The sequence below is a fragment of the Mesorhizobium sp. M0991 genome, from assembly GCF_040318915.1.
Taxonomy (GTDB): Bacteria; Pseudomonadota; Alphaproteobacteria; order Rhizobiales; family Rhizobiaceae; genus Mesorhizobium.
The window spans coordinates 76336-96277 of record NZ_JAMYNE010000005.1; the positions used below are offsets into that span (position 1 = coordinate 76336).

A 19942-nucleotide genomic window follows, 5' to 3' on the forward strand; every position below is an offset into this window, starting at 1 on the left:
GCCTAGCCCTCGCCCATTGAAGAGGACACCAACGGCCGCGCGTGAAGATAACGTGCGGCGCGCCGCTTGCTGTCGATATCCTTGAAAACCTTCTGAACCTGCACCACGGTGAGGCCGGTGGCCTCAGCGACGTCTTCGTTGGCAATCCCGTGGTTCAAGCCGTAGAGGCACAGATCCATCAGATAATAAGGAAGCGCGAAGTAGAACTCCTCCTGACTCTGCGCCAGCGAGAAGGTGTCCGTGGTGGGCGGTCTGCGCCGGACCTCTTCCTCCACCCCAAGATATTCGGCCAACTGGTAGACCTGGGTCTTGTAGAGGTGAACGATTGGCATCAGGTCGGCAATTCCGTCGCCCTGCTTGACGAAGAAGCCCTGGTCGTACTCCAGGCGGTTCGGCGTGCCCGCTACCGCGTAGTTGAGGCGGTCGGCATGGTAGTATTCGGTCATCTTGCGCAGGCGCTGCTTGTAATTGGTTGCACCGACGATCTGCAGGTAGGCGGCCGACGGCAGACGCACCGTGTCGGTCTTGCCTTCAGGGTCCTGAACCGTGAGGCGCGTGATGTTGAGACCGTTGCTCTCGAGAACCGAGGCGAGCACCAGCTTGCATTTCCAGCCGTCCCCATATTCGGGAACGACAGTCTGGATTGCTTCGATCTGCCGTCTATAGGCGCCGATTGCTTCAAGGGCCGGCGTTATATCCTCCAGGATCGTATCGATACCAAGCTGTGCGGCAACAGTGCGGCCGAGCCTTAGCGAGTCGCCGGAGGAATGGCGCTCCGGCATGAATATCCCGAGGACCTTGTCTTTCCCAAAGGTGCGAACACACAACGCCGCGACGACTGAGCTGTCGATGCCGCCTGAGAGGCCGACAACCACCCCTCGACGTCGCAGCGTGCCAAAGACCTGCTGGCGCAAGATCTGGACGATGCGATCGACTTCAGCGCCAGCGTCGAGCACCAGCGCGTCCTTGCCGAATGTTGAGGTCAGGTCGATGACTTGTACTCCAGTTTGCGAGACTCGGTTGGCGAATAGGTCTGCGCCACCGCTTTCTCGATAAGGGGACGGTTGGTGGCGAGGTGAGGCTCTATGACCAGATCGATGTGGGTGCCGACGATCGGAATCACGTCCAGATGGGCGAAAACGCGATCCCAGCCGATGGCCAGAGTCATTCCGGGTCGAGCACAGCGAAACAGGGTGCCGGTGATCGGCAGCGCCGGCTTCGGCTCTGTCAGCCATTGGAAGAAGGCCCGTGCCCGCAAAACCTCCTGCAGTTCCAGTTTGGTTCTAAAGCTCGTCGCATTGAACTGTCCCTGAGCGTAGCGATCGAGAAGCTGGACCAGTTGCGCCTCTCGCCGCATTTTCACGGCGACTTTCGCGAGGGCGCGGCAAGCCATCCGGTAAGCAGATACGCGGTTGGTCCGGATTCGATTGAATGTGCGCGTAAACGTCTCCAAGTAGGCGCTTCGCTCGCCGACGAGGCTGGTGTCGAGGATGCCGAGGAACTTTACGGTTCGCCCGGCGGCCAGCAGCCGCGCCGCAACTTCGAAAGCGACAGCGCCACCGAGCGAATGGCCGAGAAGTCGTACATGACCCGACGGTTGAGCGCGGCGGATCTGCTCGACGGCGGCATCGGCCATGTCGGCGAGGCTGTTTTGTCCGCGCAGTATTAGAGCCAGAGCCGGATACCTGATCGGGGCAACGCGGGTGACCTTGCCCATCGCTGCTGCAAAGGCAGCAAGGCTCGGGCCATAGCCGACGGATCCCGGGAACAGAAAAAGAATGGGAGGGTTGTGCTTCTCGGCGCGCGCGCTTTGATCGCCTGCCTGGGCAGATACGACCGCCTTGACCATTTCGTCCAGGCTCATCCCGACGGTGAAGGCCTCAAGACCGAGTTCCTGCCCGATGGCGCTTTCGATTTCCATGACGCAGTGCAGCAGCTTCAGCGAATCTCCTCCGGCGTCATCCCAGCGCCCTGCCGCCACGCGCGTATTGAGAATGCTGGTCCATGCCCGCTGGACGACCTGCTGCGCCGTCAGCTTGCCCCGCGGCTCGAGCGGTCGCGCGCTCGCTGCTGTCTCTCTGGCTGAAAGATCCATCTCTGCAAGTGTCGTGATGTCGACTTTGCCGCTCGGCAGACGCGGAATCTCGGCGATCGTGTGCAACCGCAAGGGACGCAGCGGCGGCGGCAGATTGGTCCTGACAAGCTGGCGAAGCTCGTCCGAAAAGGTCACTTCGGCCGAGCCCCGAGGAACAACAAAGGCGACAAGCTCATTCGCCGCAGCCACGATTGCCACAGCATCCGCAACAGAGGGTGCGCAACGCAGCACCCGTTCGAGTTCGGCTGGCTCGACGCGTCGACCATTGATCTTTACCTGGCGCCCCTTGCGACCGACGATGTGCAGTAGGCCTTGATTATCAAGTCGAACGAGGTCACCTGTCGCGAAAATCCGAAGGCCTGGATCGTCCGGGTCTGATGTCGCCGGGAAAACCGCCCCGTCCTCCCAATGGCCAAGCAAGACATACGGGCTCCTGATCAGAAGCTCTCCTCTGCGGCCCGGTTGAACGCAGCGGCCCGTTTCGTCGACAATTGCGAAGGTGATTCCAGGCAGCAGCCAGCCAACTGGAACCGAATCTCCATGCTCCGGCCAGTCTCGCGGCAGGAACCATTGCGCGCCGGTGGTCTCGGTTGACGAGTAACCGATCTGGATGAGGCACGTATCGGAGACGGCCTTGCGCAGCAGGGCGATGTCGGTCCAGGGCACCTTCTCGCCACCGATCCGGGCGACTCTAAGTGAATGGAACGCTTCAGCAGGTCCGTCTGCCATGAGAGCGCGAAGCAGCGCCGGCACCAGATAGGTGATTGTCACGCCTTCGGAACGCACCAGGCGTTGAACGGCGCGCAAGCCGATCGCTTCGACTTCGACCAGATGCAAGGTGGCGCCGGTGAGAAGGGCTGCAAGAATTTCCCGGCACCCCGCGATTGTGGCGGGTCCGGTCAATGGCAGGAAAACATCATCCGAGTTGATGTGGCATGCATCGACATATTGCTGGACCCGGCACAGCAAGCTGCGCTGGCTGTTAACGATGCCTTTGGGCCGGCCCGTGCTTCCTGACGTATAAAGCACGATGGCGGGCGCATCGACAGATACGGAATAAGACTGAGGCACTTGCCCAGCCTGCGAGGCCGCACTGGTCGACACATCGATCCAACTGACCCGGTGAGGCAAACCGTCGGGTCGGACATTGCCCTCGCCCAGGACAGCTGAGAGCCGCGCCCCGGCCACGATTTCAAGAATCCGCGAGCTAGGATCTCGCGCGTTCAGTGGCACCGAAGGCCGTCCAGCCGTCATGCTTGCGAGCATGGCGATGGGATACCAGGCCGAGTTGGCCTGAAGAATACCTATCGCCTGTCCGTCTGGGACGGCCGCCGCGATCTGGTAGGACAGCGTCTCAACTGACCGGAGAAGCTGGGAATAGGTCAGACGATTGGCGCCGTCGCTGATTGCAAGCTTGTCGGGGTACTGGCGGACGATACTTCTCAGGTGCTCGAAGGCGGCAATGTTGGTAAAATCGGCGCCCAATCTTTGAAATGGGCGCAGTACGGGACCACCCTGATCCAGTGCGTATTGTGAGACACTTGACCAATTATCGGAGGTCGCTGTCTGACAATCCACCGCTAGATCCTGATCCGCGATTTCTGATCCCAAATATGCCGAAGACATGAGTTGCCCACGCTAAGATTAGGGTCACTTATCGCCCCCCGCCCCAATCTTTTCATCGATCATTCTGATGATGCCCTGATCTTCCCTCAAGGACGCTTGGTTAGTCACTTCGCCTGTTTCGCAAACCGCCGGCCGAGCCAATCATTCCGGGCTCGCTGGGTGCTGTGGTGCGCATGACGCAGCGAGCACTGGCGTTTGTGCCAAGTTGGCAACACCTGTTGCACACATGCCAAGGCGGGATCGAAGACCAAGGTGGGATCGAGACGGAATTTGCCGCCATTCAGGCATATTGCCTATTCTGTGTTTCTCCCGGGCGATACCGGCGATGCTTCGGTGTCGGAATAGCTGCCGGGGACGAAACAATATGCATAGATCTGTCCCCGATTTTCGTCAGTCACACGGATCCAGTCCTTTTCCCATTTTCGGAAGGTAATATGTCCATCGGTCACCATGGCCGCAGCTCTGAACGGACTCGGCGCGTTGACGACGCGCACCGAGATCACATCGTCGCCGTCCATACGCTCGACGAGATACGTCTGCATGAAAGCCTCCCGCTAAACCACCCGAACTTTAACGGCCGCTAATGGTTTCGGTTGCAACGTGCTTGGCGAAATTTGGGGTGCACACGTTCCATACCCGCAGGCACCGAATTCCTTCGCACTCGGCGTCGACCGCGCTGGTCTCCCCTGTCGTCAACGGTTCGCGCGCCCTGAGCGTCGAGACCAAAAGAAGCTCAAGACAGCTCAGCGCGCTGAGATATCGGCCGGATGGCACAGCGCGCAGCCTGCCCGCCGCCCAGACCGGCACCATCGCCGCGCCGATTTCGGACGTCACCACCCCCTTTTTCGCCGAGTTCGTATGCGGAGTGGAGGACGCGGCCCACCAGCGCGCCGAGCGCTATAATATTCTGCTGTTCAACACCGACGAGAAACACGGCACGCGAAGCGCGCGAGATCGACCGGGTGCTGGAGCGCCGCATCGACGGCATCGTCATGGCACCGGCGGCGGCAACGAGGAGTTGCTCGCCGACCTTGCCGAGAGCGGACTGTCACTCGTCTTCGGCCACCGCAGGCTGAAGGGCGTGTTGCTGGAACGTCAATCGTATTTGGCCAGGAAGCGCCCGACGGCGGTGAGGCAGTCGTGCTTTTCCTCGACATGCGGCATGTGGCTGGAATTCGGGAAGACCAGGCCTTCGACGTACGGGATAAGATCCAGAAAGGGCTGGACGCAGGCCTCGGTCGCTTCGTCGTAGAAGCCGCGGAAAACCAGGGTCGGCGCCTCGATCCGATGCAGGCGGTCGACGATGGTCCAGTTCCGCATCGTGCCGATGACGTGGAACTCATTGGGACCATTCATGGTGTGATAGACGGTCGGATCTTCCTCGATTGCAGCAAATGTCCGGGCGACCTCTGGCGGCATTGGAACGACGCGACAGACATGACGGTCGTAGAAAGCCTTCGTCGCCGCAACATATTCGGGGTGATCGGTGGTTCCCGCCGCTTCATGCCGGTTGAGCGCACTCTGAACATCGGCTGGCAACTCGGCGCGCAATTGCCGGGCCCCGTCCACCCACAGCGCCATCGAGGCCAGTGAATTGGCCAGGATCAATGCCCTGAGCCCCTCAGGGCGGCGCACGGCGTGCTCGGCCGAGAGTATGCCGCCCCAGGACTGGCCGAGCAGGGCGTGGCGGCTGTCGATGCCGAGATGGGTGAGCAGCGCATCGAGTTCGCCCAGGAAGAAATCGACGGTCCAGAAGTCGCCGCCCTTGTCCGGCAGATGGGTCGATTTGCCATTACCGATCTGATCGTAGTGGATGACGGCTCGCCCGGTTCCGGCAAGCTCCTTGAATGAGTCCACATAGTCGTGCGTGCAGCCCGGTCCACCATGAGCGACGACCAGGGGCAGCTTGCCCGAACCGAGGTCTCCGGTCACGCGGTACCAGGTGCGATAACCGTTGTAGTAGCTAAATCCTTCAGTGATCGCATGTGCCGTCACAATCCAAGCTCCGCATCATGGCGCAGCAGGAGCCACTGTGGGCCCTCCCAAGCCTTGTTTTGCGGCCGACGGTACTAAGCGGCCCGGCGCATTTACAGCTAGCACTATTTATAGGTTTGCCGGTTATGGGTTTGCCCGGGAGGAGGCCGATCGCCCGCAGGTCGCGAGCCTCAATGCTCCGGTTCGAGCAGCCGGTAATGGGCGGCGAGCGCGATGGCATGGAAGCGGTTGCGCGCGCCAAGCTTTCGCGTCGCCGCGTTGAGGTGCAGCGTTGCGGTAGGCACCGCGCGGCCAATCTCACGCGCGACCTGCTTGGCCGTCAGTCCGGCAGCGGCCAGGCGCAGGCACTGGCGTTCGCGCGACGTCAGATGGACATGTTGGCAGGTGCGGATTCCGGCGTCGAAACCGGCGTAGACGGAGTCATGCAGCAGATGACCCAGATCGCCGATCTCGGCGATGAAGGGTCTGGCTTCGAGCTCGAACCCGGCCTCCGGATCGGCACGGATCGCGGTGAAGGTGGCGAGATCGCCGCCGGCAAGGCGAATGGGTACGGTGACGCCGCAGGTCATCCTGGTGTCAAGCAAATAGCTGACCACAGGATCGTGCTTGGACTGGAGCACGCGCTGCATGACGGTGCTCTGAACGCCGCTGTGCGACCAGAGAAACGGTCTCGATACGGTGAGCGCGGCCTCCTGCACCGGGTCAAGCTGATAATATCCGCCCTTGCACCAGAGATCCTGCATGTCGCGCGGCACGTTGCGCAGAGCCATCAGCGAGGGCGTGATAAGCTCGCCCTTGTGACTGACCGGCACGGGCGTATAGTCGTAGATGAATGCAGTGAAACCGATCGGCTCCAGCACCTCCGTCGCCACCACCATGGCAGCGTCGATGCTCATTCCAGTTCGGAACCGGCTCTCTAGATCGCCTGGAAGGCTTTGCATCCGGCAAGCTTACCCGCTGATGATTGCTTGTCAAATAGCCATGTCGGCCGGCTGCTCAACAAATAGGCGGGATAAGCCTGTCCGACCCTATCTATCTTAATAGCTATCCCGTCCGGCTTCGCTCGCCGTAGTCTTTTGCGATTGGGCGAAGTAGCGGACGCCGTTCGCAAACCCAGACTGTTTTCAGCCGCGCGATGGTCGATCCACCGGGTTCAGCGCGGCAAAAGCCGACACGCCTCCATGAGGGAACAAATATGCGACTCCAAAAAGCATTTACAGCGTTGATTCCCGGGCTGGCTTTGCTCGGCGTGACGATGATGTCGCCGGCAAGCAGTGCCTTGGCCGCCGAGGGCAAGCCAGGCGGCACGCTCCGACTGCTGGCCAATGCCGCGGCAGGCACCGCCGATCCGCACATCAACTACACGCTGCAGTATTTCCAGATCAATTATGTCCTCTACGATGGCCTGGTGACCTACAAGAAGGCCGGGGACAAGACGGGCTTCCAGGTCGTCGCGGATCTGGCGGAAAGCCTCCCGCAGGTCGAGAACGGCGGCAAGACCTATGTCTTCAAGCTGCGCAAGGGCATCAAATTCGCGGATGGCTCGGATGTCACCACGAAGGACGTGGTGGCTTCGTTCCAGCGCATCTTCAAGATCAGCGGGCCGACGGCCGGGACCTTCTACAAAGGCATCGTTGGTGCGGATGCGTGCTTGAAGGCGCCCGCGACATGCACCCTCGACGGCGGCCTGTCGGTTGACGATGCGGCCGGAACCATTACCTTCAAACTCGTCCAGCCGGATGCCGAGTTCCTGCAGAAGCTGGCCGTTCCACACGCGTCGATCCTGCCGGCGAGCGCGCCGCTCAAGGACGCCGGCACCGATCCGATTCCGGGCACCGGACCCTATATGATCGCCAGCTACGACCCCAACAAGCTGATGAAGATTGTGCGCAACCCTCATTTCAAGGAATGGAGCAAGGAAGCGCAGCCGGCCGGATATCCGGACGAGATCGACTATGAATTCGGCCTTACCGACGAGGCGGCGGTGACGGCGGTCGAGAATGGCCAGGCGGACTGGATGTTCGATCCGCCGCCGTCCGACCGTCTCGCCGAACTCGGCACCAAATATGCCAAGCAGGTCACGGTTCACCCGCTGACGGCGATGTGGTACGCGCCGATGAACACCAATCTGGCGCCGTTCAACGACATACGCGTTCGCCAAGCCGTGAACTTCGCGATCGACCGCGCCGCGATCGTCAAGCTGTTCGGCGGCAGCAATCTGGCGCAGCCGGCCTGTCAGATCCTGCCGCCGGGCTTCCCGTCATTCGCAGCCTATTGCCCGTTCACCGCCAATCCAGGTGAGAAGTGGTCCGCGCCGGATATGGACAAGGCCAAGCAATTGGTCGCTGAATCGGGAACCGCAGGTCAGGAGGTGACGATCATCACCGAGGACACCACCGTCTCCAAGGCGATCGGCGTGTACCTGCAGGACGTGCTCAACCAGCTTGGCTACAAGACGTCGGTCAAGCCGATCTCGCAGAACATACAGTTCACCTACATCCAGAACACCAATAACAAGGTGCAGATTTCGATTTCGCAATGGTTCCAGGATTACCCGGCGCCGTCGAATTTCCTGCAGGTCTTGTTCAGCTGTGCCTCGTTTACGCCGGGCTCCGACGCCTCGGTCAATATTTCGGGGTTCTGCGACAAGTCGATCGACGCATCGATGGACGAGGCAGAGGCAGCCACCATCGCCGATCCGGCCAAGGGCGCGACACTCTGGACCGCCATCGACAAGGCCGTGACGGACAAGGCTCCGGTCGCTGTCCTGTTCACGCCAAAGCGCGTCGATGTCATCTCTTCCAGGCTGAAGAACTTCACCTTCAGCCCGCAATTCTACTGGATCGTCAGCCAGTCCTGGGTGGAATAGCCGACCGGAGCCAATGCGACGGAGTGCCGCTGGCTCTCCGTCGCATTTCCTTTTCCGGCGGATCAGCGCATCTTCCAGGCCGCGATTTTTCCTAGGCAATCCTGTTCATGGTCAATGTCATTGCGGACCAGCCCGCCATCCCGGTTCGCCGGGCCACCGATGGCCCGTGGCGCACCGCTTGGCGCAAGCTGAAAGGCGATCGTTCGGCAATATCTGCCTTCGCCGTGCTCGTCGTCATCGTGATCGCCTCGCTCGCGGCGCCGCTTTATGCGCGATACGTCTCCGGCACCGATCCATTTGTGACCAATCTCAATGGCGAGATCGTTGTCGATGGGGTGACCCAGCCGGTGCTGCAGCCCTCCACCGAAGGCCTTGGCCTCGGCATGACGCCGATCGGGCCGACCTGGCGCATCGGCCCCTATATGCTCGGTGCCGACAACCAGGGCCGTGACGTCGCGGCGCGGCTGTTTTACGGCGGACGGGATTCGCTGTTGATCTCCGGTGCTGCAGCCGTGCTGTGCCTTGTCCTCGCGACGTTTCTGGGGGTCGTTTCCGGCTTCTTCGGCGGCATCGTCGACATCGGCCTGTCGCGCATTCTCGACGTGCTCTGGGCCTTTCCGATTTTCCTGTTGGCGATTTCGTTGTCGATCGTGCTGATTGCGCAGAGCATCCAGATCGGTCCATTCGAAATCCGCTCCGGCAGCCTGTGGCTACCGGTCTTCATCATCGGCATCGTCTATGTGCCCTATGTGGCGCGACCGATCCGCGGCCATGTCCTGACCTTGATGCATGCCGAATTCGTCACCGCTGCGATCGGCCTAGGCGCGTCGCCCTGGCGCATCCTTTTGCGCGACATCATGCCCAATGTGGTGACCCGCATCATCGTTTTCGTGCCGTTGATTCTGGCGCTCAACATGATGACGGAATCCTCGCTGTCGTTCCTGTCGATCGGCGTGCAGCCGCCGGATGCCAGCTGGGGCACGATCATCCAGGACGGCCAGGGCCTGCTCTATTCGCGGCCGGTCGTGGCACTGGCGCCGGGGCTAGCCATTGTCATCACGGTGCTGGCCTTCAACATTCTGGGCGATGGCGTGCGCGACGCGCTCGATCCGAAATCCTCGCCGAGGGGCGTCTAGTGGTTGCCGCGCTCGGCTTCCGGCTTGGCCAGATGGTGCTAGTCATGTTCGGCATCAGCGTCGTCGCTTTCCTGATCTTCTTTGCGACGCCTGGCGCTGATCCATCGGCGCGCATTGCCGGCCGCAATGCTTCGCAAGAGACGTTGATCCAGGTGCGCCACGATTTCGGTCTCGACCGGCCATTGCCGGTGCAATATGGGCTGATGATGAACCGGCTTTTCGTTAGCCGCGATCTCACCTCCTTCGTCAATCGCGGGCAACGCGTCATTCCGACCGTGATAAGCGCCATTCCCGTAACGCTGTCGCTGGTCGGTGGCGCGGCAGTGCTGTGGGTGCTCGGCGGATTGATCGTCGGGGTGATCGCAGGCGCAACGCGCGGTACATTCGTGGATCGGGCGCTGATGATCCTGAGCTTGATAGGCGTGTCGATCCCGGTCTTCTGGCTGGGCGAGGTCGCCAACCTGCTGACACAAAGCCGCTGGCACGACAGCTGGCTGTTTTCCTGGGTTCCTCCGCTCGGCTACATCCCCCTGACCGAGAACCCCTGGGGCTGGTTCAAGGCGCTCGTCATTCCGTGGTTCACGCTGGCAACCCTTTATGTCGGCCTCTATGGCCGGGTGCTGCGGGCAAGCCTGATCGAGATGATGCAGGAGGATTTCATCCGTACCGCCCGGGCCAAGGGGATCGGCGAACGCCGGGTGCTGCTGCATCATGGCCTCAGGACCTCGCTGGTCGCATTTGTTACCATGTTCGGCCTCGATTTTGGTGCCCTGGTCGGTGGCGGCGCGCTGCTGACCGAAGTGGTCTTCGGACTGCAGGGCGTCGGAAAACTGACCTATGAGGCGCTGCAGACCCTCGATCTGCCGATGATCCTGGCCACGGTGATTTACGCCGCCTTCTTCGTGGTGATGGCAAACTTCGTCGTCGACGTCGTCTTCGTCATCGTCGACCCGAGAGCGCGCAATGTCGGCTGATGCTCCTCTTTTGGTGGTCAAGGACCTCACCGTCTCCTTCCGCAGCGACGAGGGCCCGGTGCGCGCGGTGGGAGGTGTTTCGTTCTCCGTCGAGCAGCGCGAAATCGTCGGTGTGGTTGGCGAGTCCGGTTCGGGCAAAAGCCAGACCTTGCTCGCCATTATGGGGCTGATCGACAGCCCCAACGCTATCGTCTCCGGTTCCATCCGTTTCATGGGACAGGAGCTGATCGGGCTCAAGCGGCGTGCGCTCGATGTCATTCGCGGCCGCCAGATCGCGATGATCTTCCAGGATCCGATGTCGGCGCTCACCCCAGTGCATACGATCGGCAATCAGATCGGCGAGCAGGTGCGCGCGCATGAAAAGGTGTCGGCGAAAGCGGCGCGGGCGAGGGCGGTGCAGTTGCTGGATGCGGTCGGCATCGCATATCCGGATCGGGTCGTCGACAGCTACCCGCACCAGCTTTCCGGCGGCATGCGCCAGCGTGCGGTGATTGCCATGGCGCTCTCCTGCAACCCGGCGCTGCTCGTCGCGGATGAACCGACTACAGCCCTCGATGTTACGGTGCAGGCGCAGATCCTCGAACTGATCGGACGACTGCGCGACCAGTTCGGCTCCGCCGTGATCCTGGTCACGCATGATCTTGGCGTCGTCGCCGAAGTCGCGGACCGGGTGCTGGTGATGTATGGCGGACGCTTTGTCGAGGAGGGCGGCAAGAGCAGCGTGTTCCGGGCGCCGCTGCATCCCTACACATGGGGCTTGTTCGGCTCGATCCCGCCGATGGAGGGACCACGTCCAGCCCGGCTCGCCGCCATCCCGGGGATTCCGCCGTCGCTCTCCGACCTGCCGAAAGGCTGCGCCTTCAGCCCCCGCTGCGCTTTTCGCCACGACGCCTGTCTGGTTCAACTGCCGATCATGCAAGGCGAGAGCCATCGCGCCGCCTGCCTGTTGCCGGAGCCTACGCGCAGACAGCTCGCTGCCCAGAGGGCTGGCGGCGTGGAGATGCAACGATGAATGCCGTGCCGCGCCCGCTGCTTCGCGCCGGCGATCTGTCGAAACGTTACAGCGTCGGCCGCTCGATCTTTCCGGCGCAGCGCCGGACGGTGCATGCGGTCGATACGGTGTCGCTCGACATCTGGCCCGGGGAAACGCTCGGCATCGTCGGTGAGTCCGGTTGCGGCAAGTCCACGCTTGGCCGGTGTCTGGTGCGCCTGACCGAAATCAGCTCGGGGTCGCTGGAATTCGAGGGCCGCGATATCAGCGACGCATCCCAGGGCCAGCTCCGTCCGCTGCGGCGGCAAATGCAGATGGTCTTTCAGGATCCCAGCGCTTCGCTCAATCCGCGCCGGCGGGTCGGCGATCTGCTGGCCGATCCATTCCGCATCCATGAACGCCTCTCGACATCGGAAATGGCGGACCGCGTGGCCGACCTTCTGCGCCGGGTCGACTTGTCGCCCCAGCACGCATCGCGCTATCCGCACGAATTCTCCGGCGGCCAGCGTCAGCGTATCGGCATCGCCCGCGCGCTGGCGCTGCGGCCACGGCTGATCGTGGCCGACGAGCCGGTCTCGGCGCTCGACGTGTCGATCCAGGCGCAGATCGTCAATCTGCTCGCCGACTTGCGCGAGGAGTTCAACCTGACCTATGTGTTCATCGCTCACGACCTTTCTGTCGTGCGCCAGATCTCGAGCCGTGTGGCGGTCATGTATCTGGGATCGATCGTGGAGAGCGGGCCGACCGACGAGGTCTTTGCGGCGCCCAGACATCATTACACCGCAGCGCTGCGTTCCGCCGTGCCGGTACCCAGCATCGACCGGGCGCGGCGCGGCCGGCTGGTGCTCAAGGGTGACCTGCCCAGCCCGATGAGCCCACCCTCCGGGTGCCGGTTCCACACCCGTTGCCCAGCTGCCACCCCGATCTGCCGCAGCGAGCGTCCGCTTCTCCAAAGCATTGGCGAGGGCCGCCTGGTTGCGTGCCATCATCCAGCCGAGGGTTGACGATGGGAATTCTCGGTCAGCGATATCGGATCAGGACCGTTCAGCCGTAATCGTTGCTTCGGCGAGAATAGAGGCCGATCTGGACGCCGCACGATCCGACGCTATGTTGCGCTTCGGCGGTGCGCGGCCGGCATCGCAAATGCCTAATACTAAAGTAACTGTTCTCGCGTTGCCGAGCGATGCTACGATTTGAGGGACGGGCATAAGCGGCCGTAGAGCGCTGCGTGATTTTGCGCCGGAGAGGATGGAAAGTGGGAGGCCACTCTTTCGTGCCGCAGCAGGCAGCCGCCGATATGTTGCTCGGTTGTCGATCATAAGGGAGGAAGTCACCAATGAAGATATCGTACCTGGTCTCGGCCGCGCTTCTTGCAGCGACTGCGATGCCTGCCGCAGCCGCCGAGGTTTCCGACGGCAAGGTCAAGATCGGCATTCTCAACGACCAGTCGGGCGTCTATGCAGATTTCGGCGGCAAGTGGTCGGTCGAGGCCGCCAAGATGGCGGTCGAGGATTTCGGCGGCAAGGTGCAAGGTGCGCCGGTCGAGATCGTCAGCGCCGACCACCAGAACAAGCCGGACATCGCCTCCAACATTGCGCGGCAGTGGTATGACACCGAACAGGTCGATTCCATCATGGAACTAACAACGTCCTCGGTGGCGCTCGCCGTCCAAGGGATTTCCAAGGAAAAGAAGAAAATCGACATCGTCACCGGCGCCGCGACCACCGAGCTTACCGGCAAACAGTGCTCGCCCTATGGCTTCCACTGGGCCTACGACACGCATTCGCAGGCAGTGGGGACCGGTGGCGCTCTCGTCCAGCAAGGCGGCGACAGCTGGTTCTTCGTCACAGTCGATTATGCATTCGGCTATTCGCTGAAGGAGCAGACCGCAAAGTTCGTCGAGAGCCATGGCGGCAAGGTGGTTGGCGAGGTGCGTTACCCGCTCGGCTCGACCGACTATTCATCCTTCCTGCTGCAGGCGCAATCGTCGGGCGCCAAGGTCATCGGCCTGGCGAATGCTGGCCTCGACACCTCCAACTCGACCAAGCAAGCGGCCGAATTCGGTATCGTGCAGGGCGGTCAGCGGCTTGCAGCACTTCTGTTCACGCTGGCCGAGGTGCATGGGCTCGGCCTCGAGGCGGCGCAAGGCGTGGTGCTGACCGAAGGTTTCTACTGGGATCGCGACGACAAGAGCCGCGAGTTCGCCCAGCGGTTCTTCAAGCGCACCAACCGCATGCCGAATATGATCCAGGCCGCCACCTATTCGGCGGTGACCCAGTATTTAAAGGCGATCGACAAAGCCGGCACCGACGGAACCGAGGCGGTCGCCAAGGAATTGCATGCGATGCCAGTGAACGACGTCTTTACGGCAAACGGCAAAGTGCAGGCCGACGGCAACATGGTTCACGACATGTATCTTTATCAGGTCAAGTCGCCGAGCGAGAGCACCAAGGAGTGGGACTATTACAAACCGCTCGCCACGATCCCCGGTAACGAGGCGTTTCTGAGCCCCAAGGAGAGCGGCTGTCCCACCGCCGGCGAGTGATTGGCGGACCGATGGAACCGCCCGAACCGAGTGAGCCGCGGGTGGCGCTTTCCGCCCGAGGCCTGCGGCGCGACTTCGCCGGTTTCGTTGCGGTCAGGAATGTCGATCTCGACCTCTACCACGGCAACATCCACGCGCTGATCGGGCCCAACGGCGCCGGCAAGACCACCGTCTTCAACCTGCTCACCAAGTTCCTGCCGCCGACCAGCGGCAGGATCGAACTGCTCGGCCACGACATCACCCGCACCTCGCCAGCCAAGGTCGCGCGGATGGGCCTGGTGCGCTCGTTCCAGATCTCGGCGGTGTTTCCACATCTCAGCGTGCTCGACAATGTGCGCGTTGCGCTGCAGCGGCCGGGCGGGCTCAGCGTTCAGTTCTGGCGCTCGCTGTCTGCGCTCGATCGATTGACGCCGCGCGCCGAGGAGCTTTTGCGGTCGGTCGGCCTCGACGATGCCAAGAACAGGCCCGCCGCCGATCTCTCCTATGGCAGGAAACGCGTGCTCGAGATCGCCACGACGCTGGCGCTCGACCCGAAAGTGCTGCTGCTCGACGAGCCGATGGCCGGCATGGGGCATGAGGATGTGCGCACGGTTTCCGACATCATCCGCTCGGTCGCCAAGGAGCGCTCGGTGCTGATGGTCGAGCACAATTTGACTGTTGTAGCCGATCTTTGCGACTGGATAACCGTCATGCAGCGCGGCGAAATCCTTGCCGCCGGCGACTACGCCACGGTCAGCCGCGACGAGCGGGTGAGGATCGCCTATATGGGCACCGCCGATGAGTGACGCCGCGCCGCTTCTCGCAGTCCGCGGCCTCAACGCCTGGTATGGCGAGAGCCATGCGCTGCACGGCGTCGACCTGGACGTCTTTCCAGGTGAAACGGTGACGTTGCTGGGGCGCAACGGCGTCGGCAAGACCACGACATTGCGCGCCATTATCGGGCTGATCCGCCAGCGAACCGGCCAGATTTTTTTCGACGACACGGATCTGATGCGCCTGCCGTTGCACCGGACCGCGCATCAAGGCATTGGCCTGGTGCCGGAGGAACGCGGCATCTTCGCAACATTGACCGTGGACGAGAATTTGGTCTTGCCGCCGATCGTCGCTGAGGGCGGCATGAACGTGGAGGAAATATTCGATCTCTTCCCCAATCTGAAGGAGCGACGCAACAGCCCCGGCACCAGGCTGTCGGGCGGCGAACAGCAGATGCTGGCGATCGCGCGCATGCTGCGGACCGGCGTGAAAATGCTGCTTCTCGATGAGCCGACCGAGGGACTGGCTCCCGTCATCGTGCAGCGCATCGGCGACGTGCTGGCGACGATGAAAAAGCGCGGCATGACGATCCTGCTGGTCGAGCAGAATTTCCGCTTTGCCAGCCGCGTCACCGACCGTTTCTACCTGATGGAGCACGGCAAGGTCGTGGCGGGCTTTCCCGTCGGCGAACTGCCGGATCGTATGACGCTGCTGCATGAAGTGCTGGGTGTATGATGGCGCCATGACGATGATCTTCGGAATACCCGTTCAGGCTTTCCTCGGCCAGTTGCTGGTCGGCCTCATCAACGGCTCGTTCTACGCAATGTTGAGCCTGGGCCTGGCTGTCATATTCGGCCTGTTGCGCGTCATCAATTTCGCCCACGGCGCGCTCTATATGCTCGGCGCCTTCATCGGGTACCTGCTTCTCACCCGGTTCGGCATCGGCTACTGGCCGGCTCTGATCCTGTCGCCGCTGATCGTCGGCTGCTTCGGCGTCGTGGTCGAGCGCCTGGCGCTTTCGAGGCTTTACGACATCGACCCGCTCTACGGGCTGCTTTTCACCTTTGGCCTCGCGCTCGTGCTCGAAGGGGTGTTCCGTTACTACTATGGCGTATCGGGAAGTCCTTATTCCGTGCCGCCGCTGCTCTCCGGGGGAACCAATCTCGGCTTCATGTTCCTGCCTAATTACCGCGGCTGGGTGGTGGTCGCCTCGATGATCGTCTGTTTCGTCACCTGGGCGCTGATCGAGAAGACCAGACTGGGCTCCTATCTGCGCGCGGCAACGGAGAACCCCGGCCTGGTGCAGGCTTTCGGCGTCAACGTGCCGTTGCTGCTGACTCTCACCTACGGCCTCGGCGCCGCTCTTGCCGGGCTTGCGGGGGTTCTCGCCGCGCCGATCTATCAGGTGAGCCCGCTGATGGGATCTGACCTCATCATCGTCGTCTTCGCCGTCGTCGTGGTCGGCGGCATGGGATCGATCCTCGGGGCGATCGTCACCGGTTACATGCTTGGCCTCGCCGAAGGCCTGACCAAGGTTTTCTATCCCGAAGCCTCCAATCTGGTGGTCTTCGTCATCATGGCGATCGTGCTTCTGGTCCGGCCAGCCGGCCTGTTCGGAAGGGATGCCTGAGATGGCCGAACTCTCACTTCGCGAGACGCGCGTCAAAAGTTCGGTATGGCTTGAATGGACGCTGGTGGGGCTCGGCATCCTGGCGCTGCTGGTGGCGCCTTTCTTCGTCTATCCGATCTTCCTGATGAAGATGCTGTGCTTTGCGCTGTTTGCCTGCGCGTTCAACCTTCTGCTCGGCTACACCGGGCTGTTGTCCTTCGGCCATGCGACATTCTTCGGCGGGGCGGCCTATCTCACCGCATACGCGGTCAAGGTCTGGGGCTGGCCGCCGGAAGCGGGCATCCTGCTCGGTGTCCTGGGAGCCGCGCTGCTCGGCCTTGTGATGGGCTTCTTTGCCATCCGCCGGCAAGGCATCTATTTCGCCATGATCACGCTGGCGCTGTCGCAGATGTTCTTCTTCTTCTGCGTGCAGGCGCCGTTCACCGGAGGTGAGGACGGCATCCAGGGCGTGCCGCGTGGCAAGCTGCTTGGAATGCTCGACCTGAACGTATCGATCAACATCTATTATTTCGTGCTGGCAGTCTTCCTGATCGGCGTGTTCGCCATCTGGCGCATCATCAACTCGCCTTTCGGCATGATCCTGCGTTCCATCCGGGAAAACGAGAGCCGGGCCATTTCGCTCGGCTATTCCGTTGCCAATTACAAGCTGGCGGCATTCGTCATGTCGGCGACATTGGCCGGGCTGGCCGGCGCGCTCAAGGCGATCGTTTTTCAGTTTGCCACGCTCACCGACGTCACCTGGCAGATGTCGGGCGAGGTGATTCTGATGACGCTCCTCGGCGGCATCGGCACTATGGTCGGGCCGATCATCGGCGCCAGTCTGGTCGTCGGCCTGGAAAACACGCTCGCCACCTCGAGTTTTCCGGTGACCATCGCCACCGGCCTGACCTTCATGGTCTGCGTGCTGGTTTTCCGGCGCGGTATTGTCGGTGAGGTCTATGCGCGGTTTCTCGGGCCAAAGGGTGACGCGAAAGACTGAACGGCTCAGTTCCGCCTCGCTAGGCGATGCGTAAGCCTTGCGCGTCGAGAAGCACGCAGCCCAGCGGGTCGAAGCAGACATCGACCGTTTCGCCTTCACGCAGCGGCTGGCCGTCGATCAACGTGTTGGCGCGCACCTGCGTGCCGGCGCCGATGTCGATCTCGTAGACCGCATTGCCGCCGAGATAGGAGGTCGAGACGATCCGTCCCGCCAGCCTGTTGGCAGCACCGGCGGTACCGACGGTAAGCTTCTGCGGGCGAATGACGACGGTGACCGCGCTGCCGGTCGCGAGCGCCTTCGGCGCGGCCACCTTTACGACATGGCCGCTGGCCAGCGCGATCATCGCCATCTTGCCGTCCATCACCGTCACGCTGCCGGGCAGCATGTTGGCCTTGCCAAGGAAATTGGCGACGAATGCGGTGGCCGGCCGGTCATAGACCTGCGCGGGGGAGCCGATCTGCTCGATCAGGCCGGCGTTCATCACGACGATGTGGTCGGACATCGACAAGGCTTCTTCCTGGTCGTGCGTCACGAAGATAGCGGTGATGCCCGTCTCCCTCTGGATTTTCTTGATCTCGACGCGCATGTCCTCGCGCATATTGGCGTCGAGCGCCGACAAGGGCTCGTCCAGCAGCAGTACTTCCGGCTCGAAGACGATGGCGCGGGCCAGTGCGATGCGTTGCTGCTGGCCGCCCGAAAGCTGTGAGGGCAGCTTTGTCTCACTGCCGGGCAGCCGCACCATATCCAGCGCCTTCTTGACCCGGCGCACGATTTCCGGTTTCGGCACGTTTCGGTATTTCAGGCCGAATGCGACGTTGTCGAAGACGTTCTTGTGCGGAAAGAGCGCGTAGTTCTGGAACACCAGACCAATGTTGCGCTTGTAGATCGGGATGTCGTCGACCCGCTTTCCGCCGATCGAGATCTGGCCACTGGAGATGTCGACCAGGCCCGCGATCGATCGCAGGATCGTCGTCTTGCCGCACCCGGACGGCCCCAGCAAGGTGACGAAACTACCTTTGCGGATCGCCAGTGAAAAATCGCGCACAGCGGCGAACTTGCCGTAGAAAATATCAATGTCGCGAAACTCGACCGCAGGCTTTCCTATCGGCTGCCGCTCGCTCTGGGCGAGCGGGTCGCCAGCAGCCCCGGCCGAAGCCGGCCGGGGCTGATGGTCGTGGCTGTTGTCGTCATGCACCTTTCGACACCCTGTCCCACTGCTTGGTCCAGGCGTCTTCGTTCTTCGCCCAGTAGAGCGGATCGGCGAAGGTCAGCGACTTCATCGATCCGGTCGGGTCGAAGGCCGGAAGCGCGGCGATCTTATCGGTCAGCTTCACCTTGGTGGGGTCAAGGGACGGCGGATAGTTCTGGCCCTCGGCGACGGCGATCGACGTGGCCGGATCCAGCATGAAGTTGATCAACTCCTCGCATTCGGCCATGGGCGATCCCTTGAGCACCAGCATGTCCTCCATCCATGCGTATGAGCCGGCAGGGTCGAGATAGCCGATCGGCTGGCCCTGCTGCTGCAGGGCGGCGACACGTCCTGACCAGGCGTCGGTGACGACGATCTCGTTGCGCGACAGGAGGTCCATGAGTTCCGCGCCGGAACTCCAGAATTTCTTGGCCAGGTCGCGGGTCTCGCGAACCCTGGCCCAGACCGCATCCATATCCTGGATGTTGTTGGGGTCCTGTTTCGTCTGCAGCGCCGCATACCAGACGCGCGTCGTCATATCGGCGTAGCCGCCGATCTTGCCGGCATATTTCGTGTCGGTAAGCAGGTTGGCGCCCTTTTCTTTGGCTTCCTCCGGCGAGATGACCTTGTTGTTGTAGGCGATGCCGGTGGTGCCGTAATCATATGGCACTGCCGACAGCTTCGGCGTGATCTTGCGGAACGGCTCGATCATGGCGGTCAGCACATTCGCCATGTTTGGAATGTTCGCCTCGTTGATCTCCGAATTGAAACCGCCATTGACGTATTTGATGTAGTAGTTGACGCCGGAAGAATGGACGATCTGGAAGTCGCCTGGTTTCGAGGTCTTGATTTTGGTGATGATCTCGTTCTCGTCGCCAAAGGTGCCCTGGACGACCTTGACCTTGGACTTGGCGGTGTAAGGCTGGAACGCGTACTTGTCGATCGCCTCCTGCACCACGCCGCCCCATCCGTCGAAGCGCACTTCCGAAACCGCGGCCAGCGCCCGTCCCATCCAGGGCACGGAAAGCCCGGTGGCGGCGGCAGCGGCGGCCGTCAGCGTCAGGAATGATCGCCGGCTGATGTCGCCATTGGCATAGCGTTCGTTGAGCCTCTCCAGTCGTTTGGTGGTTGTCAGTTTCATTTCCATTCTCCCATTTTCA

The 19942-nt window shown here is 61.9% G+C and carries 17 protein-coding genes; 10 read left to right on the forward strand and 7 right to left on the reverse strand.

The window, feature by feature from the left end; translation table 11 throughout:
* Positions 1–2: 2 nt before the first annotated feature.
* From nadE to NKH70_RS09755, 5 genes are all read right to left on the reverse strand, one after another.
* Positions 3–986: an NAD(+) synthase gene (gene nadE / locus NKH70_RS09735; protein WP_352913966.1), complete on the reverse strand. Its 984-nt coding sequence runs from the start codon at positions 984–986 to the stop codon at positions 3–5.
* Positions 983–3721 carry an AMP-binding protein gene (locus NKH70_RS09740; protein ID WP_502908337.1) on the reverse strand — a complete coding sequence of 913 codons (2739 nt, stop codon included), beginning with the start codon at positions 3719–3721 and terminating at the stop codon, positions 983–985. Before NKH70_RS09740 ends, nadE begins: the two co-directional genes overlap by 4 nt.
* Positions 3722–4014: 293 nt before the next feature.
* Entirely contained in the window at positions 4015–4263 is a 249-nt protein-coding gene (locus NKH70_RS09745) for a hypothetical protein (RefSeq protein ID WP_352913723.1), read from the reverse strand.
* A gap of 553 nt (positions 4264–4816) precedes the next feature.
* Positions 4817–5716, reverse strand: a complete 900-nt coding sequence (locus tag NKH70_RS09750; RefSeq protein ID WP_352913728.1) for a proline iminopeptidase-family hydrolase — start codon at positions 5714–5716, stop codon at positions 4817–4819.
* Between the two features lie 170 nt (positions 5717–5886).
* Complete coding sequence (locus NKH70_RS09755; protein ID WP_352913731.1) at positions 5887–6612, reverse strand: helix-turn-helix transcriptional regulator; 726 nt, start codon at positions 6610–6612, stop codon at positions 5887–5889.
* A 299-nt stretch (positions 6613–6911) separates the two neighbouring features.
* On the opposite strand from NKH70_RS09755, the gene NKH70_RS09760 reads away from it, so the two are divergent.
* The 10 genes from NKH70_RS09760 to NKH70_RS09805 all read left to right on the forward strand — a co-directional run bounded on the left by NKH70_RS09760 (position 6912) and on the right by NKH70_RS09805 (position 17593).
* Positions 6912–8585, forward strand: a complete 1674-nt coding sequence (locus NKH70_RS09760; protein WP_352913734.1) for an ABC transporter substrate-binding protein — start codon at positions 6912–6914, stop codon at positions 8583–8585.
* Positions 8586–8692: 107 nt separating this feature from the next.
* Complete coding sequence (locus NKH70_RS09765) at positions 8693–9721, forward strand: ABC transporter permease (protein WP_352913737.1); 1029 nt, start codon at positions 8693–8695, stop codon at positions 9719–9721.
* On the forward strand, positions 9721–10695 hold the full coding sequence (locus NKH70_RS09770; RefSeq protein WP_352913740.1) for an ABC transporter permease: 975 nt from the start codon (positions 9721–9723) through the stop codon (positions 10693–10695). Before NKH70_RS09765 ends, NKH70_RS09770 begins: the two co-directional genes overlap by 1 nt.
* Positions 10685–11707 carry an ABC transporter ATP-binding protein gene (locus tag NKH70_RS09775; RefSeq protein WP_352977292.1) on the forward strand — a complete coding sequence of 341 codons (1023 nt, stop codon included), beginning with the start codon at positions 10685–10687 and terminating at the stop codon, positions 11705–11707. Before NKH70_RS09770 ends, NKH70_RS09775 begins: the two co-directional genes overlap by 11 nt.
* On the forward strand, positions 11704–12690 hold the full coding sequence (locus tag NKH70_RS09780; protein WP_352913746.1) for an ABC transporter ATP-binding protein: 987 nt from the start codon (positions 11704–11706) through the stop codon (positions 12688–12690). Before NKH70_RS09775 ends, NKH70_RS09780 begins: the two co-directional genes overlap by 4 nt.
* Positions 12691–13022: 332 nt before the next feature.
* A complete protein-coding gene (locus NKH70_RS09785) occupies positions 13023–14231 on the forward strand; it encodes an ABC transporter substrate-binding protein (RefSeq protein WP_352913749.1) in 1209 nt (402 codons plus the stop codon).
* Between the two features lie 11 nt (positions 14232–14242).
* Complete coding sequence (locus tag NKH70_RS09790; RefSeq protein WP_353025166.1) at positions 14243–15016, forward strand: ABC transporter ATP-binding protein; 774 nt, start codon at positions 14243–14245, stop codon at positions 15014–15016.
* Entirely contained in the window at positions 15009–15719 is a 711-nt protein-coding gene (locus NKH70_RS09795; RefSeq protein ID WP_353025167.1) for an ABC transporter ATP-binding protein, read from the forward strand. Before NKH70_RS09790 ends, NKH70_RS09795 begins: the two co-directional genes overlap by 8 nt.
* A 7-nt stretch (positions 15720–15726) precedes the next feature.
* Positions 15727–16614: a branched-chain amino acid ABC transporter permease gene (locus NKH70_RS09800; RefSeq protein ID WP_352718036.1), complete on the forward strand. Its 888-nt coding sequence runs from the start codon at positions 15727–15729 to the stop codon at positions 16612–16614.
* A 1-nt stretch (position 16615) separates the two neighbouring features.
* The gene (locus NKH70_RS09805; RefSeq protein WP_352718037.1) at positions 16616–17593 is read left to right on the forward strand and encodes a branched-chain amino acid ABC transporter permease; all 978 of its coding nucleotides are present in this window, start codon (positions 16616–16618) and stop codon (positions 17591–17593) included.
* A gap of 19 nt (positions 17594–17612) precedes the next feature.
* Here NKH70_RS09805 and NKH70_RS09810 read toward each other — a convergent pair whose 3' ends face one another.
* A complete protein-coding gene (locus NKH70_RS09810; RefSeq protein WP_353025169.1) occupies positions 17613–18788 on the reverse strand; it encodes an ABC transporter ATP-binding protein in 1176 nt (391 codons plus the stop codon).
* Positions 18781–19923 carry an extracellular solute-binding protein gene (locus NKH70_RS09815; RefSeq protein WP_353025170.1) on the reverse strand — a complete coding sequence of 381 codons (1143 nt, stop codon included), beginning with the start codon at positions 19921–19923 and terminating at the stop codon, positions 18781–18783. Before NKH70_RS09815 ends, NKH70_RS09810 begins: the two co-directional genes overlap by 8 nt.
* Between the last annotated feature and the right edge of the window lie 19 nt (positions 19924–19942).

Coding starts and splice junctions, on each gene's coding strand:
- NKH70_RS09740 (WP_502908337.1), bottom strand. CDS start 3,721: ATGTCTTCGGCATATTTGGGATCAGAAATCGCGGATCAGGATCTAGCG.
- NKH70_RS09745 (WP_352913723.1), bottom strand. CDS start 4,263: ATGCAGACGTATCTCGTCGAGCGTATGGACGGCGACGATGTGATCTCG.
- NKH70_RS09755 (WP_352913731.1), bottom strand. CDS start 6,612: ATGAGCATCGACGCTGCCATGGTGGTGGCGACGGAGGTGCTGGAGCCG.
- NKH70_RS09760 (WP_352913734.1), top strand. CDS start 6,912: ATGCGACTCCAAAAAGCATTTACAGCGTTGATTCCCGGGCTGGCTTTG.
- NKH70_RS09765 (WP_352913737.1), top strand. CDS start 8,693: ATGGTCAATGTCATTGCGGACCAGCCCGCCATCCCGGTTCGCCGGGCC.
- NKH70_RS09775 (WP_352977292.1), top strand. CDS start 10,685: ATGTCGGCTGATGCTCCTCTTTTGGTGGTCAAGGACCTCACCGTCTCC.
- NKH70_RS09780 (WP_352913746.1), top strand. CDS start 11,704: ATGAATGCCGTGCCGCGCCCGCTGCTTCGCGCCGGCGATCTGTCGAAA.
- NKH70_RS09785 (WP_352913749.1), top strand. CDS start 13,023: ATGAAGATATCGTACCTGGTCTCGGCCGCGCTTCTTGCAGCGACTGCG.
- NKH70_RS09790 (WP_353025166.1), top strand. CDS start 14,243: ATGGAACCGCCCGAACCGAGTGAGCCGCGGGTGGCGCTTTCCGCCCGA.
- NKH70_RS09795 (WP_353025167.1), top strand. CDS start 15,009: ATGAGTGACGCCGCGCCGCTTCTCGCAGTCCGCGGCCTCAACGCCTGG.
- NKH70_RS09800 (WP_352718036.1), top strand. CDS start 15,727: ATGACGATGATCTTCGGAATACCCGTTCAGGCTTTCCTCGGCCAGTTG.
- NKH70_RS09805 (WP_352718037.1), top strand. CDS start 16,616: ATGGCCGAACTCTCACTTCGCGAGACGCGCGTCAAAAGTTCGGTATGG.
- NKH70_RS09815 (WP_353025170.1), bottom strand. CDS start 19,923: ATGAAACTGACAACCACCAAACGACTGGAGAGGCTCAACGAACGCTAT.